The sequence below is a fragment of the Aquimarina sp. Aq107 genome, assembly GCF_943733665.1.
Taxonomy (GTDB): Bacteria; Bacteroidota; Bacteroidia; order Flavobacteriales; family Flavobacteriaceae; genus Aquimarina.
Window position 1 is genome coordinate 1,112,833 of record NZ_OX030782.1, and the last position, 17,653, is coordinate 1,130,485.

A 17,653-nucleotide genomic window follows, 5' to 3' on the forward strand; every position below is an offset into this window, starting at 1 on the left:
AGAATATTTACGAGACTGTTCAATAATGATTGAAATGTTACCCTTTTTTTTTTATAAAAAATAAAAATAAAACTAGAAGTAGTAAAAATGCGATTAGGTAATAAGCGTGAAAGCTACTATTGAAGGTTGGTTCAGTATCGCCTACTAGAATAAATGAGGCCCAGTAATAAGGTGATTTTTCTGATAAGCTGTTTTCTGATAAGTATTTTCTCTTCGCATTGTTTAATGCTGAGACTTTTGACTGTTTGTCTTTTAAGTTAGAATAAAAATCTTGCATGATTGAGGAGCTTGTACCATCATTAATTTTCCAAATGGATGAAATAACCGAATTTGCACCAGAATAAAAGAAACCTCGGGTGAGGTTAAGTACTCCTTCTCCTTTTTTAACTTCCCCAAGATTTGTTTCGCAGGCACTTAAAACAACTAAATCAGCATTGTTTTTGTATGTATAGAGTTCGTGAAGTTCTAATGAATCTTTTGCGAAATAAATTACAGGTTTTTTGCTAGCATCAGCGTGTGTTGCTAAATGAATAATTTTAGAATTAATGCTACTGCTTAAGAAGTTATTTTTAGATGCATTAACGTGCATATAACTTTGGCTTGAAGTAAACATCTCATGAATCTGATTAATTTCATTTTCTGAATATGTTAAGGAGGGGAGTTTGGATCGATTAAAATGTACAGGCGCAAAAGAGGATAGTTCTTTAGTATACTTTCTTTGAATGTCTTTATTGAAATTTAGGAACGACAAGGAATACGCATAACTTAAGTCATGATCTTCTATAAGATACTTTAGTTTATTGTTAGTTGTCGTAAAAGCTTCGAAAGGTGTGTTTTGTAATTCATCATCAAGAATAACAATAAGATGTTTTTTATGAATACCTTTTTTGATCCTATCGGTTGGCATAAGATTATTATATAAAAGGTACGATGTCTTATAAAACTGGTGAAACTCCTTTTTGGTTCTTAATGGTTTCGAAATTACTTTTTTATACTTTTTTAACTGCTTTAAGGTTTCCTCTGAGTCTTCAACTTTAAAAGGAATAGTGGCGGTTTTAGAGATAAATAAACCTAAAATGGTTTTTTGGTTTATTTCATTCGTGTTGTCTAATATGCTATACGAAATAACAACACTTCGGTTGTCTAATTGTGCAATTGCATCTTCTAACGAAATCAATTGTACTTTATTTTTATTTTCGAAGTAATTGGGATACTTCTCTTGAAGAGAATCTTTAAAATTCTGATAGACAATCTTGAGGTTAAACAGAGAATCTTTTTTTTGAGATAGATTGCTATTTTTACTTTTGCTCTCTAATTCAAGGATTCTTTTTCTAAATTGTATTTGTTTGTTAATAATATGTTGAGGAAGGTTTACATTTTTAATATTAGCATTAATATCCTGAGTTAGAAGAAATGCTTTGTCTTCTTCTATAAACTGAAACATTAATTCTGAGTCCTTTAATAAATAGGCAATATAAACACCTAAATTAAAGATTTCAGAAACTTCTTCTCGCCATAGATATTTAGTTGCCGTTTCAGTGCTATAATTTACAAGTAGTGTAATTAATTTGTTGGCAAAATGAACTGTTTTAATACCTTCTAGTAAATGTTCTTTATTGTGCTCTTTTTCGTAAAGGCTTAATAATATTTTTGTTTTAGCTTTTAGGGCACTAATGATTGATCTTTGATCTTTAAGATCTAACAATTTTTTTATAGAAATTAAATCAAGATTAACCGATGACGTAATCCTCAAATTATGAGTTATAGATGTTTCTACTTGCGATAACGCTTTATTGTATTCTAGTTTAGAGGTATAATAATCGGCTAAGTTTCTATAAGTTTCATAAGTGTCTGTTTTTTTTATAGAGTCATATTGTAAACTTTTTTTAAAAAAATAAAGACAACTGTCATTTTTTCTTTTTAAATATAATTCTCCAATATTTAAATATGTATTAGCTATTGTTAAACTATCATCTTCGGATAAAGAACTATGAAGGTTTTGGTTATAATAGTCCTTCGCTTTATTAAAATTGTACCTATGCGGCAATGCATATAGATTTGCGAAACCCGTGTTTAAACCATGAATGTAACGGTTAAACCTATTAGTTTCTGAAGAGTTTTTGATAATACTATCTCCTTTTTTTAAATAATGGATTCCAAGATCAGTACTTTCTTTAGAATTCATTTTATTACAATTTTTAGAAAGCTGATTGTATTTTAAAACAAGACTTACTTCTGATCCGTGTTTCTCTAGAAGAGGTAAGCCTTTATTATAATAATTTATGGATTTATAATAATCTCCTTTTTCAAAATAACAATCCGCAATTTCACAATACGATTGGGCAACTTTTTTAGGGAATTTATTGGATTTAATCGCTTTGTTGTAGTATTCTATAGCCTTATCGTATTTTTCTTTTAAAAAAAAGAATTTGCCTAAATTATATAAACCATTAGTGTAATTACTATCATTGATGTTTAAGCTATCTAAAGTTGTTATCTCAATTCGACCATATTTTATGGCTAAATCATAATTTTTTTGATTCTTTTTAAAGAAAAAGGATAAACTGTGTGCTGTTTTAGCATAGAGCGTATCCCTTTTTAATATCGAATTAAGTATATGGTCTGCTTTTTTTTCTGTAATATCTTCAGTTAAGCTTAAGGATTTAATCTCTTGGTAGCTATATTGAGCATTTAGTTTTTGTACTAAAAGAACTGAAAAGAGTAAAAAAAAAGTAAGTATATAAAACTTAAATTTTAAATACATTCTAAAAAATAATCAGATTATCACAGTTGATTATTTCAGTAGCATCTAAAAGACCACAATCACTAGCGGCTTCTGATAGTTGATCAACAGAAATGACAATAGGATTGAATTCTAAGTATAATGGTGGTGGTTTTTGTTCGTCTTCATCATCATTTTCTGGATCACCATTAGTAAGATTTAAGACTGCATTTGGAAATCTTAATATTTCTCTATTTGGGTTAGTGTTGCATTGCGTCACACTTTCAATGGTTACGTCAAAGTAGGCTGCAAAACATGCTCTGCTACTTTTCTTTTTGATTTCTGAATACCCATTAACATGCGTAATAAGAACTTCTGCATATGGTATGTCAGTAGCGGATTTATTTTCGAATAATGATTCTGTTTTAGAGTTATCATTGTTGACAAGAAGTTCCTTTTGTTCACAACTGATTATACTGAAAAGAGCAAGTACTCCTAATAAAAATTGATTTTTCATTTTTTACTTTTTTTTTGATTTACTCCTCTGTTCAGAAAAATATATAATGTTACCCATGCGAAAGTATAAAATTTTACTTTTGCTTTACAAAAAAATAATAATGGGGAAGAATGTCTTGGACGCACTTATAGATGGAGATTCTAAAATTATCAATAAAGTTTACACAACAAATTTTCCTTTAGTAAAGAAATTTGTTTTACAAAACAATGGTAATGAGGAGGATGCAAAAGATGTTTTTCAAAAGGCATTACTACAAATTGCAGTGCGGCATAGAAAAGAAGGTATTACTATCGAGACTAGTTTTGGTGGATATTTGTTTAAAGTTTGTAAAAATTTATGGAGGAGAGAGTTAAATAGTTACAAAAAGAGGGTAACAAATAAGGGTATTATTGAACTGACAAGTGAGTATAGAGATTATTCATTAGCGGTTATGGAACAAAAACGACAGGAATTGTTAGTTGAAAAATTAAATAAAATTTCAGGCAATTGTAAAAATATATTGACACTTTTTTTTGCTAAAACACCTTATAAAGAAATAGTAGCAACTACTGAATATAATTCTGAATCTGCCGTTAGACAACGTGTTTTTAAATGTAAAAAGAAGCTAATAGAGTTAATTGAAAACGATGAAAGATATAAATCATTGATCGAAATATGAGTTTAGAAGAAGATATATTAATAGAACAGTTTTTAAGAGATGAACTCTCTGAAGAGGATAGAATTGATTTTTTAAACAGAGTAGAAACGGATGATGAATTTAAAAAATCATACCTCTTGGAAAAACAGCTTTTTGAAGGCCTTAATGATAAAAATTGGAGTTATTACACTAAAAAGCAGACCAAAGAAATAGAAGAATATGATACGTTGTTTAGTGATTCGAAGACTCAGGAAATAAAGGAAAATATAGAAAAAGCATCATTCCAATATCAAAATCGAACGAATAGAAACATTTTTACCCTTTCATCTATAGCGGCAGTTGTAGTGGTAATAATTACATTTAGTATTTTCTTTTTTAATTCTTCTGTTACTACTGAAGAGCTTTATACAGAGTATATTATGAAAGAGAAATTGCCATCTCTTGTAAATAGGGGAGCGAATGTAGAGGAAAACAATTTAGTAGAAGCCGAAAGTGATTTTAAGAGCAAGAAATACGAAAGAGCGATCATATATTTAGATAAGGCCTTAGAAGAAGATAAAAAGAATAGTTTACTGTATTTGTATAAGGCAATATCTCATACTGAATTAAAAGAATATAACAAGGCTCAGGAAATATTAAATACTTTAATTGATAGCGATTTAGTTGACGGGGAAAAGGGGTATTGGTTTAAATCATTGGTGTTTTTGAAATCTGATAGAATGGATGAAGCAATTAAAAATTTAGAAACTATAGTACAGGATTCTCTTTACAATCAGAGTAAAGCAAAAGAATTATTGAATAAGTTAAATAAGAAATAAAAACATCTTCTTTTTTTAAGAAGAAAACAAGTCTTAACAAAAAACTGAATATCAGAAAATCTGATATTCAGTTGGAATAATATTTTAAATAAGACTCTTTATTTATTCTTTTTAGCTCTAATAGCAGCTTCTAGCATGTCCCACATTTGTTCCGGAACTTGATCAAGTAAATTAAATTGCCCAGCTCCTTTTAACCACTCTCCACCATCTAACGTGATTACTTCTCCATTGACATATGCAGAAAAATCGGATACAAGATATGCTGCCAGATTAGCTAGTTCTTGATGATCACCGACACGCTTAAGAGGTACTTTTTTAGCAAGATCAAACTTTTCTTTCATATCACCCGGTAAAAGTCTATCCCAAGCTCCTTTAGTAGGAAAAGGTCCAGGAGCAATGGCATTAAAACGCATCCCGTATTTAGCCCATTCTACAGCAAGAGATCTAGTCATAGCCAGCACACCAGCTTTTGCAGTTGCACTTGGCACTACATAAGCAGAACCGGTCCAAGCATATGTAGTTACTATATTTAGAACATTAGTGTTTTGATATTTTGTATCTATCCAATGTTTACCAAATGCTAGTGTACAATTTTTTGTTCCTTTTAATACAATGTCAATGATAGTATCAAAGGCATTAGCGGATAAACGTTCTGTAGGAGAAATAAAGTTTCCAGCGGCATTATTTAATAGTATGTCTACGGTTCCAAATGCCTCTAAAACCTGATCTTTCATAGCTTCTACTTGATCATAATGTCTTACATCGCATTGAAGTGGGAGGCAAGTACCTCCAGTTTCTGATTCTAACTCTTTAGCCGTACCTTGTAATTTTTCAAGATTACGTGAAGTTATTGCTACTTTTGCTCCAAGCTCCATAAAATACTTGGTCATAGACTTTCCAAGTCCGCTACCTCCTCCGGTAACTACAATGTTTTTTCCTTCAAGCGCTCCATCTCGAAGCATTTTATCAGTATAGCTCATATGTTATGTATTATAATGTCTTTATTTTTGTGAAAGTTACAATTTATATTTAAAATACTATGCACGCATAGTATTTTAAATATTCTAATATCCTAATTTAAATACAGTTTAAACAAATATATTATAAATAAAGAAGTAAACCTTTGCTTTTTTACAATCGGGGAGTATTTATGTCAAATATATTAGAATTTTTTTTAAGCTTTTTGGTGCTGGTGTTATTGTATCATTTGGTTCACCATTACTCTTCTTTTTCCAGATGCTAAGAGGGGAATCTCAGAAACATATTCCACTTTTATGACCGCATCATTACCTAAATACTTTTTAAAATCTGCGATAAGTTCATTTTCTCTTTCAAAATATTGTAGTGCATTTAGCTTTAATGTGTAGTGCTTGTGGTTTGTTTGAATTAATTGACATTGTGCTAATTGTAAATACTTGTTTACAATGAGTACAATATTAAATGTGATGATTTTGCCATTTGTATTGGTAATTGCATCAATTTTTCTTCCGGTTATCTGGGTAAGTACTTTTTTGTTGTTAATTTCTTCTATCATTCCTAAGTCTCCAGTGTCATAACGAATCATTGGATTATATTGGTTAAAAAGATCTGTAATTATAATTCTTCCAAGTACTCCCTTTTGTTGTTGCTCGTCATTTTCCATATTTAGGATTTCGATATAATAACTAGCTTCATTAATTACAAAATAATCTTTACCCTTGGGTTGTTGTGCGATAATCCCATTTTCGATATTAGAATATCTGGAAACTGGTATTATGTGGAAATATTTCTGTATGGATTCTTTTGTGTATTCGTTGAGTTTTTCCGAAATCGTAATGGTAGATTTTACAGCATTAGAACGAAAGTTTGGATTTGTTCTATCTAAATGTTTGCATATTTTTTCAAAAGCAGATACATATCCTAACAAGCATATATTACCTTTTCCTTTTTGTATTTTTTTTAAAAGATTGTCTATAAAGGAAGGTGTAAGATCAAAAACATCAATAGGTACAATGTTTTGAGCAAAGTTGATAAAGGATTTTTTCTTTTCGAAAGCATTCCATAACCTGAAAAAAAACAATTTGTCTCCTATTTTGTAACCCGCTTTTTCCCAAAAATATAGATTATCCGAAGTATTACGAATGATTTTTGATATGTCCTGATGAACAGTAAATGGAGTTCCAGTAGAACCACTGGTAGAAACGGTTCTTTTTTTCTCATTTTGGAAAGATTCTGATTGGAAGTCTTTGAAATTCTCTCTAAAGATATTTTTATTTATTACAGGAAATGCTGTGATTAGTGGTTGCGTGTTTTTGTAAAAGGGTACAGTATTGATGGCATGTTGTAAAATAGAGTCTAGATATTCCTTTTTTCTTTTAATGGATTTTTTAGAATTAACGTTTTCTAGTAAAGATTGTATATCCTTAAAGTTTGACTTTTTTTTACCTCTAGTTAGGGTGTCGATTGTCCAGAATAGGGTGTTGCGTAGGTTGTTTAACATAGTAATATTGGGTAATTAGAATAGGAGAGAGGATCTTTTATGGGAATAATCTTAGGCTTCTTCTAGAATTTCTTTAAATATTGGATTTTTTAAATATCCTCCATAGATAATATCTGGTGTTATTAAAGAATTATTGTCGTTTCCTTCTACTAATATTGGTCCTTTTTTTCCTATTGCAATATCCCAACCAACAATACGATCAGGGATGAGCGTAATTGTTCTTAAAACTAATTCTTTCGACTCTTCAAAATAGGGAATTTGAAAATCATTGAATATAATATTAGAGTCAGGGTGTTTTGTTAATTGTTTTCCTCCATGTTTCATCAGTTGGTGGCTTTTTCCTTTTAGTTTTCCTTCTTTTAAATCTACCAAAACACATATACCACCTGCGCTACTGTTATCTATAAAACTGCCTCCACTTCCAAATCTCATAAAAGCAGATAATATATGTTTTTCTCCATTTTTATCGATATAAGTCGTGAAACGAATAGTATTAATACTATGTTGGTATATCATATTGATTTTTGGATGCTGCACGATTATTTTTTGATGAATTAAGTCATTATTAACTATTTCCTCATAGTATTTTTTTACTTGATTACGAATGCTGTTTCTATTGATAAGAAAGCATCCTTTTCCTCCCATTCCTGTGGTAGATTTTAGAAATAATCCGTTGATCTCATTTTGGTTGAATTGAAACTCAAAAAATTGGAGTAGCCTCTCTTCGGAATCAATTATAGTTAGTTGTGATTTAAAATAAAACTGATTCTTATGATTATAGCTAACTAACTGAGGAGTAGGGAAATTATTTTCCTCCATAAATAAGGCAAAAGAAAGTTTGTTTCGTAACAATTTGGAGAATTGAATCTGATGAAGTTTTTTGGATAATGTTATTTTATCGACTTCTTTACTACTTAGATAATCTTTATAGTTTGAAACATCTCTTCGGTATAAGAATTTTCCAAAATAGAAATAAGGAATTTCTTTCTTAATAACCCAGAAATGTAATGACTCTTTTAGGATGCGGTAAATATTCTTCCTATTTTCATCATTAATAACAACAGATGCTCGTCTTGTGAAAAGGTTAAGCTTTTTTTTCATCTTATTAATAAAATGGGGAATAATTCTATAAACTTTGTTTGTAGAACGAACTTTGAACTATTTTATTTAGTAAATAAATAATTATTTTTAAAATAGTTTTTAATCCTATTTTACTTCATAAAACTTCGTGTTAGTATAGGATACTATGCCATATTTATAATTACAATAGCCTGCGTTTTATTTTTTTAATAAAACTATTCGAAAGTAGAAATTAAAATATCAAGTATTGTAATTGCAGCATCACTAATTTTGGTGCCAGGGCCAAATATAGCAACTGCACCTTCTTGGAATAGAAAGTCATAGTCATCTGGAGGGATAACTCCTCCGACAATTACCATAATATCTTCTCTTCCGTGTTTTTTTAACTCTGCAATAATCTGGGGCACAAGTGTTTTGTGTCCACCTGCTAACGAAGAGACTCCAACGATGTGTACATCATTTTCTACAGCTTGTTTAGCGGCTTCTATTGGGGTTTGAAATAACGGGCCTATATCTACATCAAAACCTACATCGGCATAACTAGTAGCTACTACTTTTGCACCTCGATCGTGGCCATCTTGTCCCATTTTTGCAATCATTATTCTTGGTCTTCGGCCTTCTAAATCAGCGAATTGATTTGCAAGTTCTCGAGCCTTATTAAAAGACTCATCATTCTTTATTTCTTTAGCATACACTCCAGTAAATGATTTAATTTCTGCTTTATATCTTCCAAATTCTTTCTCAAGGGCATCACTAATTTCTCCTAAGGTAGCTCTTAATCGAGCAGCATTTACTGCTAAAGCTAATAAATTTTGTTTATCATCTTTGGCTGCTTCTGATAAATTATCAAGTGCTTCCCCTACAGCATTATCATCTCTTGATTTTTTGACATTTGTTAAACCTTCAATTTGTTGATTTCTAACAGCGTCATTATCCACTTTTAGAGTAGCAATATGTTCTTCTTCTTCTAGTTGAAATTTATTTACACCAATGATAACATCTTGTTCACTATCTATTCTAGCTTGTTTTCTGGCTGCAGCTTCTTCTATCCGCATTTTAGGAATTCCAGCCTCAATGGCTTTAGTCATTCCTCCTAATTCTTCTACCTCTTCGAGTAATTTCCAAGCTTTTTCTGCAATATCATTGGTTAATGATTCTACATAATAACTTCCTGCCCAAGGATCAACCGTTCTATTTATTTGTGTTTCTTCTTGAAGGTATATTTGTGTATTTCGAGCTATTCTAGCAGAGAAATCTGTTGGCAGAGCAATTGCTTCATCCAATGCATTTGTATGTAAACTTTGCGTTCCTCCAAAAGCTGCCGCGCTCGCTTCGATACAAGTTCTGGCTACATTGTTAAAAGGATCCTGGGCTGTTAGGCTCCATCCACTAGTTTGACAATGCGTTCTTAGCATCAGAGATTTCGGGTTTTTGGGGTTAAATTGTTTAATTAATTTAGCCCAAAGCATACGAGCAGCGCGCATTTTAGCAATCTCCATAAAGTGATTCATTCCAATAGCCCAAAAGAATGATAGGCGAGGAGCGAAAGAATCTACATCCAGTCCTGCTTCGATACCTTTTCTGATATATTCTAATCCATCGGCTAGCGTATAAGCTAATTCTATATCACAGGTAGCACCCGCTTCTTGCATATGATAGCCAGAAATACTTATTGGATTAAACTTAGGCATGTTTTTAGAACAATATTTAAAAATATCGCTAATGATTCGCATAGATGGAGTAGGAGGATAAATATAAGTGTTACGAACCATGAACTCTTTAAGAATATCATTTTGGATAGTGCCAGAAAGTAATTTTTGATCTACTCCTTGCTCTTCTGCAGCAACAATGTAAAAAGCCATTATAGGTAACACTGCTCCATTCATAGTCATAGAAACAGACATTTTATCTAGTGGTATCTGATCGAAGAGGACTTTCATATCCTCAACAGTATCGATAGCTACTCCTGCCATTCCTACGTCTCCAAATACTCTTTCATGATCGCTATCGTACCCTCGGTGAGTAGCAAGGTCAAAAGCAACTGATAATCCTTTTTGACCCGCTGCTAAATTTCTACGGTAAAAAGCATTACTTTCTTCTGCTGTAGAAAAACCGGCATATTGTCTTATAGTCCAAGGTCTCCTTACATACATTGTAGAATACGGACCTCTTAAATAAGGAGGGATTCCTGCGGCAAAATTAAGATGCTCAAGATCTTTTATTTCTTTACCCGTATATTCCTCTTTTATTTCAATTCCTTCAGAAGTAATAAAGGTTTTGTTTTCCGAAGTAACTTTAGTTGCACTGGTTTCTTTTTGCAGTGTAATATGTTGAATATTCTTTCTGGTCATTTTAAAATTTCATTTTTTCAATCCAATTCTAAGTTTCTTGTATTCGTGAATTACAAGTGACTAGTATCAATAAGGTACAAATTAGAAGATTATATCTTATTTTCATTGAAGAAAATCATTGCTAAAAATGTAAAATTACGGTTTTATTAATGATCTATTTTAGAAAATATAAAATATGTTAACTGTTTATGAAAGAATATTGCAATAATGTCTAGCCAAAAGCTTTTTCAATAACCATTAGAATTGAATAATATATATCAAAAGCTATAAATTTCTTTATTTCGGCAGCTTTAATTTTTTTGTCAGGGATGTAATAAATTCTTTGAGCAATTAAAGAAGTACTAACGTTTCCATCTTGTTCTAGTGTGCTAATTATATTTTGAAAATCATCACTATCACTATTGTTCTTAAGACATTGAATTAATCCACCTCTATAATTAAATATCAATATTTCTTCTTCTCCTTTTTTGGAAGGGTTTGTGTAGGGAGATGCTTTTTTTGTTGCTTCTTGATTTTCGTAATCACTTAGTTTTACCCAAATTGAGTTAGGGTCACTAGATTTTTTTTTAAAGGTTCTCGCTAATTGGATAGAATTGTTAGATGGTAATTTTCTTAAATCCAGCGATAGACTTGCAACTTCTGCTAGAAAAGTTCGATAAGTTTTTATAGAATCATTTCCGAATTTGTAGTGTGCAAATAAGTCTTTTTCGAATGAATTAAAGGCTTTGGAATAAAGTCCACTGCTGTCTACACTTAGACAATTGATACCACTTTGAGAGTGGCCAAATACCGTAATAAGTAAAAATGCTATTAAAGCGATTCTAGATCTAATCATTTGGGGCATCGATTAAGATTTAGTTTTGTTAATTATTTGTTAGTTAAATGTTAATTTCAACGAAAGTTAACAATAAATTATCAATTATTTGCGTTATATATAGTTTTTCTCTGTTTTTTCGCACAATCTTCTAGTGATAATTGGGTTTATTAACGTTTTTCTTATATTTTTTTCTTTAAATAAAGACTTTTGTAATGGTGGAATTACTTCTTCAGGATTTTTATAGGTATTAGCACCTGTTAAAATAATTTCCTCCTTATCAAAAAGTTCTTGCTCTTTATCTGCGCTTTCTTTTATTTTTTTCTGAATTGTTCCAGCTTTTAATTGCTTTAAATAACCACCACTTTCTTCAATGTTCTTAAATAATAATAACGCCTTTTCTGCTAATTGATTCGTTAAGCTTTCAATATAATATGATCCAGATGATGGATTGTTTACAATATCGAAATAACTTTCATTTTTTAAGATCAACAATTGATTGATAGCTATTCTTGTTCCAAAATCATTTTCAAGATTATAAATATCATCATATCTTACATTATGAATAATATCTGCCCCGCCTAAAATAGCACTCATACACTCTGTTGTGGTACGAAGCATATTTACATTATAATCTAAAATTGTTTTATTTCTGTGTGAAGGATGTGCGAATATATAACATTTTTTTAACATATTATATTCTTCTGATAAAGAATTCCACAATATTCTTAATGCTCTTAATTTTGCTATTTCAAAAAAATAATTTCCCCCAATTGCTACTTTAAAAATAATGGGTGTTTTGATAAAAGGGTTATCTTTTTTACTTTCAAAATAATTGAGGTACTCGTTTACATGAGCTATACCATATGCTAATTGCTGAATCATTGTAGCTCCCGAATTTTGCAGTATACTAAGGTCTACAGTGATACTGCTTTTTAAATTGGGATTTTGTGAGACAATACTTTCTAATTTATCGTGATCATCTTTTAGGCTATTGTACCAGTTTCCTGTTTTTGCTAAGTTTCCAATGATATCAGTTAATAGATGGATAGAAAGTTTAGATTTAAGAACATGGTTGTTTAACTTGTTTGCATAATCCGTTGATAGGAATAAGGTTTCAATAAAGACAAATACATTAGGGGAAATATTGGATAGTAATGTCGCAGGGTTAATATTTTCATTGGTAATAATAAAATATAAACTCTCTGCTCCTTTTTTGATTGCAGTTAACGCAGCATTATTTCCTGTAGTTGCATCTTTAACTTCTATCTTTTGAGAGTTTTTCCAGATAGATGGGTGATTTACGTTCTTCTGATTTGGAGTAATATCTTCTTCATTATAGAATGGTTTGACATCTATACCTTCATAAGATTTATATATTAGTGCTTCATTATAGTCAGCACCTTTTAAATCAAATTGAATTTTTTGTTTCCATTCTTTCGCAGAAACTTTATCGAAATCATTAAATAAAGTTTTAGTCATCGTTCTTTTTTTTAGGGATACTGTCTTCGTATTCGATAATGTAAATTTCTTCATTATCTCGTTTCATAAAATATTCTTCTCTTGCAAACTTTTCTAGTTCACCGCTATCTTTTAGAATTTTTATGTCCTTTTGATCTTTAACAATTTCCTTTTTGTAATATTCTTTATTATCCTTTAGTTCTTTAATTTCTTGATCTAATTCTCTATGAATAAGCCAAGAATTAGTATCTAAAAATAGAATCCACACTACGAATACTAAAATGATAAGCACATACTTATTGAAAAATATGGCAAAAACCGGAATCAATGCAGGAGTGTTCCTAAGCTTTTCGAAATAGCGTTGTAGCTTCAATTTAGATTAAAATATTTATTAGTTTATAAAGGTACAAAAGTTAATTCAAGCGTTCTTTCACTATAGTACGAACTATATCAATTGCCACATTGTTATAATTATTGTTTGGAATAATAAGATCCGCAAACTCTTTTGTAGGATCAATGAATTGTTGGTGCATTGGTTTTAGTGTATTTTGATATCTATCTAAAACTTCTTCCATATCACGACCTCTCTCTGCAATATCACGTTTTAAACGACGGATTAGACGTTCATCACTATCAGTTTGTACGTATATTTTGATATCGAACATTTCCCGAATTTTGGGATTTGTTAGGATTAAAATACCTTCTACAATAATTACTTTACTCGGTTTAGTTAATATAGTTTCTTTAGTTCGGTTATGTTCAACAAACGAGTAAACAGGTTGTTCGATAGTTTCTCCTTTCCTTAAAGCGCTAAGGTGTTCTCCTAGTAGTTCAAAATCAATAGACTGAGGGTGATCAAAATTAATTTTTGTTCGTTCTTCATATCTAAGATGACTGGTGTCTTTATAATAAGAATCTTGAGAGATGACACATACTTCATTCTCAGGTAATTCATTAACAATTTGATTTACTACAGTTGTTTTTCCGCAACCAGTTCCTCCAGCGATACCAATAATAAGCATTCCCAATATTTTTTTGACAAATTTAGAAATACTTATTGAGTTATTGAGTTTTTGAGTAGGAGAGTTTTTTTATAAGTGATTAGTTAAGTGAAAATATTATCGCGGATAGTAGATAATTCCGGAGGAAGAATCTTTTCTAGCACCTGTAACTGATTGTAAACAGTTTATTTCGTTTAACTCTCTTAAAACTCCCATAAAAGCAAAAATTAATGCTTCTTTATAATCAATAACGTTTTCATCTGGTATAATCACAGTTGCGTGATTTTGCAATTTTTGTTGTAAAATTTCAATTAGAAAATCATTTTTAGCACCTCCACCAGTTACTAAAAGAGATGATTTTTCTTTTCCTGTACTTTTTATTGCTTTAGTGATTTGTTCCGTTATATGATAAACAGATGTGTATAGTAGATTTTCAATAGGTTCATTAAATCTTTTGATAATCGGTACAATTTTATCTACAAACCATTCATATCCAAGTGATTTAGGATAAGGATCTCTATAGTAGGATAAATCGTTTAGATTGTTGTATAATTCTTCGATTAGCTCTCCTGTTCTTGCTATTTTACCTCTATCATCATATTCAAGGTCTATAGAATTGCAAATAAGATTCAGTAGCATATTGGCCGGAGAGATATCGTAGGCTATTCTTTTTTCATTAAAATCAAACGAAATGTTGCTAATGCCTCCCAAATTAAGGCAAAAATCATATTCATTAAATAACAGTTGGTCTCCTATAGGGACTAAGGGTGCACCTTGTCCGCCAAGAGCTACATCATTAGTCCTGAAATCACAAATGACTTTTAAATTAGTGGTGTTAGCAATATGTTGACCAGATCCAATCTGATAGGTCAATCCAATTTCTGGTTGATGAAAAACAGTGTGACCATGACTAGAAATGAAATCGGCCGTTATTGAATTCTTATTGATAAAGTTTGTCACTTGTTTTCCTAGCCAGGTTCCATAGATGTTATGAAATGCTAATAGATCTATACTGGAAAGATCTACAGTGTTTTTTAATTTATTCTTAAAATCTTCTGAGTACGCAACATTTTCTGTATTAACAATAGAAAATGTCCAAGAGTCCTCGTGTTTTTTTATGTGACAATAGGCGATATCCAAACCATCTAGTGAGGTTCCGGACATTAATCCAATTACTTTATATGTTTTAGGAAAAGCTGACATATAGGGATGCAAACTACCAAAATATTTTGAACAAAATCACTTTGACTAGTTATATTTATTTATGTATTGGAGGTCAAGTTTTTCTGTATCGATTTCTAAGATTGCTTTGTTGTAGTAAAAATCTATAATTTCATTTTCTAGATAATTCTTAATCTCATCTACGGTTTTTTTTCCATAAAGAGAAAATATATATGCTGCTTCAGCTTTTTTAAATTCTGTTATAAGATCATCGGGATTTTCTACAATATTAATGCCTTTGTAGCCGTCAAATTTATTCTTCATCCATCGATGACTTGCTAATCTAACCAAACTTTTTTGTCGTTCTTCACTTAAATACTGTATTTCTTTTGTGTTTGTAGAATCCTCTTTCTTGATTCGATCTACTGCCGTTTTTGCTTTTATGTATTGTCTTTCGAGCTTAAAATCGATACGTTTCATATCTCTCTTTAGTTTTTCAACTACTTCATATAGAGCACCATTATACATGATTACGAATTTTTCATAATTATATAAGGCATCCAGAAACAAAATTGCTTTCTTTTTATATACTCTTGGAAAAGCTTGCTTTTTAGCATCAATAAAAAGTTCATTAAGCCCAACTTGAATCTCTTCGGGTATTCCAGAGAATTTAGGACTGTTTTTTATGGTTCTAAGTTGTGCTGTAATTTGTAACCTAGATCCTTTATATAGGATAGATTTATATTTAAACCGATATCTATTAGGAGAAATGTCGTCTATTTCTTGACTATAGGCAGAACAACCTATGAGAAGTATAACAAAAAACAAGAAGGATTTCATAAATATTGATTTCTACACCTATGTTTTTAAAGTGCATATTTCTGATCTACAACAGTAGTAACGTAAATTATGTAAATATTGTTATGTAAAAAAAAGAGAGAGGATTGTTTTAGGTTATTAATTAGTTGTCTACACATCTAATATATGAATATTACTTTTTAATGCTTATAACTTCCTCTATAGTAACCATTTTTTGTTGTTTGTTGCCCCAACTGTTCATAATGTAATTCATAACATCAGCAACCTCTTCGTCTTCTAATCCTAATGAGGTCATTGCACTATTATATGATTCCCCATTAACTTTAATTGGTCCATTTAATCCATATTTAATAGAGTGAATACTTTCTTTACGCTTGTTAATGAGCCAATCGGAACCTGCTAATGGAGGAAAAACTTTAGGAGTTCCTTTTCCATTAGGTAAATGACATTGCATGCAAAAATCCATATACACTTCTTTGCCGCGGGTGATACTTTTAGATAATTCTGTATCCTGATAATTAAAATTATTTACCGAAATATATGTTTTTGAAGGGCTTTCTTGTTTTGCTATAATCGAAATACAAAATATTATAGAAAGTACTTCGAGAAATAAGATATGCTTGAATCGTTTTTTCATTTTATTTAATAAAATTATGATTTCGGAATTATTTTTACAATTCCCTTATTTTCTACAGCAATATAAATATAACCATCAGGACCTTGACGAACATTACGAACTCTCCCAATATCTTCTACTATTTTTTTTCTTCCAATTACTTTGTTACCATCTAATTCTACTAATTCTAAATATTGAAATTTTAGAGATCCTACTAAAAGATCATTTTTCCAATCAGGGTATTTGTCACTTGTAACAAAATCCATTCCGCTAGGAGCGATAGAAGGAACCCAATAATAAACAGGTTGTTCCATTCCTTCTTTGGTAGTTATATCTGTAATAGTAGTACCACTATAGTTAATACCATAAGTAATAATTGGCCATCCATAATTCGTTCCTTTATTGATGATGTTGATTTCATCGCCTCCTCTTGGACCATGTTCGTGTACCCATATTTTGCCATCAGTTGGGTGAATAGCCATTCCTTGGGGATTTCTATGCCCATATGAGAAAACAGCTTTTTTGCTATTATTCTTTTTTACAAAAGGATTATCTTTAGGAATACTTCCATCAGCATGAAGACGATAAATTTTTCCACCATCCTTGGTGATATCTTGCGGGTTTTCATCTCTATTTCCTCTATCTCCGATACTAAAATAAAGATAACCTTCTTTGTCAAACTCTATTCTTGATCCAAAATGATGGCCTCTTGTGGTATTCGGAGTGCCTTTATACAGATTCTCTATAGAAGTAAGTTTGTTGTTTTCTAATTTAGCTCTAATAAGTGCAGTATTACCTCCTTTTTCTGCTCCTTCTCTCGAGGAGTAAGTAAGATATAACCAGCCATTTTTATCGTATTCTGGATGTATTTCGATATCTAATAACCCTCCTTGATTGCGATTATATACTTCTGGAACATTTTCGATAATAGTTTTTGTTCCATTTTTATAATGGATTAATTCACCACTTTTTTCAGTAATGAGCATACTTCCATCAGGAAGCCAAGCCATTCCCCAAGGAATTTGTAAATCAGGAATGACAATTTCAGTAGTATAATTTTTTGGATCAGGATCAATTGATATATCATTTTTCTTTTCTTGAGCACAAGAGAAGAGGGTAGATAGCACTGCTGATATACAAAATAAAAGGTTGTTCATTGTTTTATTGTGATTTGCAC

Annotated in this window: 16 protein-coding genes; 2 read left to right on the forward strand and 14 right to left on the reverse strand. The window is 30.7% G+C overall.

The features are described 5' to 3' along the window. Positions 1 to 37 precede the first annotated feature (37 nt). Positions 38 to 2,764 (reverse strand): CHAT domain-containing tetratricopeptide repeat protein, encoded by a 2,727-nt coding sequence (locus NMK29_RS04540; RefSeq protein ID WP_108801770.1) that lies wholly within the window; start codon positions 2,762 to 2,764, stop codon positions 38 to 40. A 1-nt stretch (position 2,765) separates the two neighbouring features. Next, positions 2,766 to 3,239 (reverse strand): hypothetical protein, encoded by a 474-nt coding sequence (locus NMK29_RS04545; protein ID WP_108801771.1) that lies wholly within the window; start codon positions 3,237 to 3,239, stop codon positions 2,766 to 2,768. Positions 3,240 to 3,318: 79 nt separating this feature from the next. On the opposite strand from NMK29_RS04545, the gene NMK29_RS04550 reads away from it, so the two are divergent. Continuing rightward, complete coding sequence (locus tag NMK29_RS04550; RefSeq protein ID WP_254097166.1) at positions 3,319 to 3,897, forward strand: RNA polymerase sigma factor; 579 nt, start codon at positions 3,319 to 3,321, stop codon at positions 3,895 to 3,897. Continuing rightward, positions 3,894 to 4,694, forward strand: a complete 801-nt coding sequence (locus NMK29_RS04555; RefSeq protein ID WP_108801772.1) for a M48 family metallopeptidase — start codon at positions 3,894 to 3,896, stop codon at positions 4,692 to 4,694. Before NMK29_RS04550 ends, NMK29_RS04555 begins: the two co-directional genes overlap by 4 nt. 98 nt (positions 4,695 to 4,792) lie before the next feature. Here NMK29_RS04555 and NMK29_RS04560 read toward each other — a convergent pair whose 3' ends face one another. From NMK29_RS04560 to NMK29_RS04615, 12 genes are all read right to left on the reverse strand, one after another. Further along, positions 4,793 to 5,674, reverse strand: a complete 882-nt coding sequence (locus NMK29_RS04560) for an SDR family oxidoreductase (protein WP_027395664.1) — start codon at positions 5,672 to 5,674, stop codon at positions 4,793 to 4,795. Positions 5,675 to 5,889: 215 nt separating this feature from the next. Continuing rightward, positions 5,890 to 7,173, reverse strand: a complete 1,284-nt coding sequence (locus NMK29_RS04565) for a CoF synthetase (protein WP_108801773.1) — start codon at positions 7,171 to 7,173, stop codon at positions 5,890 to 5,892. A 51-nt stretch (positions 7,174 to 7,224) separates the two neighbouring features. Next, entirely contained in the window at positions 7,225 to 8,274 is a 1,050-nt protein-coding gene (locus tag NMK29_RS04570; RefSeq protein WP_108801774.1) for a sugar-transfer associated ATP-grasp domain-containing protein, read from the reverse strand. Between the two features lie 194 nt (positions 8,275 to 8,468). After that, on the reverse strand, positions 8,469 to 10,604 hold the full coding sequence (gene scpA, locus NMK29_RS04575; RefSeq protein ID WP_108801775.1) for a methylmalonyl-CoA mutase: 2,136 nt from the start codon (positions 10,602 to 10,604) through the stop codon (positions 8,469 to 8,471). A 211-nt stretch (positions 10,605 to 10,815) separates the two neighbouring features. Beyond that, complete coding sequence (locus tag NMK29_RS04580) at positions 10,816 to 11,439, reverse strand: hypothetical protein (RefSeq protein ID WP_159092075.1); 624 nt, start codon at positions 11,437 to 11,439, stop codon at positions 10,816 to 10,818. Between the two features lie 93 nt (positions 11,440 to 11,532). Beyond that, on the reverse strand, positions 11,533 to 12,900 hold the full coding sequence (locus NMK29_RS04585; protein WP_108801777.1) for a methylmalonyl-CoA mutase subunit beta: 1,368 nt from the start codon (positions 12,898 to 12,900) through the stop codon (positions 11,533 to 11,535). Next, positions 12,893 to 13,252 (reverse strand): septum formation initiator family protein, encoded by a 360-nt coding sequence (locus NMK29_RS04590; RefSeq protein WP_369862757.1) that lies wholly within the window; start codon positions 13,250 to 13,252, stop codon positions 12,893 to 12,895. The genes NMK29_RS04585 and NMK29_RS04590 overlap by 8 nt, the downstream gene beginning before the upstream one ends. Before the next feature lie 40 nt (positions 13,253 to 13,292). Further along, positions 13,293 to 13,901, reverse strand: coding sequence for a uridine kinase (gene udk, locus NMK29_RS04595; protein WP_091410889.1), 609 nt, complete (start codon positions 13,899 to 13,901; stop codon positions 13,293 to 13,295). A 96-nt stretch (positions 13,902 to 13,997) separates the two neighbouring features. Continuing rightward, positions 13,998 to 15,083 carry an anhydro-N-acetylmuramic acid kinase gene (locus NMK29_RS04600; RefSeq protein ID WP_108801778.1) on the reverse strand — a complete coding sequence of 362 codons (1,086 nt, stop codon included), beginning with the start codon at positions 15,081 to 15,083 and terminating at the stop codon, positions 13,998 to 14,000. A 45-nt stretch (positions 15,084 to 15,128) separates the two neighbouring features. Continuing rightward, positions 15,129 to 15,881: a hypothetical protein gene (locus NMK29_RS04605; protein WP_108801779.1), complete on the reverse strand. Its 753-nt coding sequence runs from the start codon at positions 15,879 to 15,881 to the stop codon at positions 15,129 to 15,131. Positions 15,882 to 16,032: 151 nt separating this feature from the next. After that, positions 16,033 to 16,497 carry a cytochrome c gene (locus NMK29_RS04610; RefSeq protein WP_108801780.1) on the reverse strand — a complete coding sequence of 155 codons (465 nt, stop codon included), beginning with the start codon at positions 16,495 to 16,497 and terminating at the stop codon, positions 16,033 to 16,035. A 14-nt stretch (positions 16,498 to 16,511) separates the two neighbouring features. Further along, complete coding sequence (locus NMK29_RS04615; RefSeq protein ID WP_108801781.1) at positions 16,512 to 17,633, reverse strand: PQQ-dependent sugar dehydrogenase; 1,122 nt, start codon at positions 17,631 to 17,633, stop codon at positions 16,512 to 16,514. Positions 17,634 to 17,653: the final 20 nt, after the last annotated feature.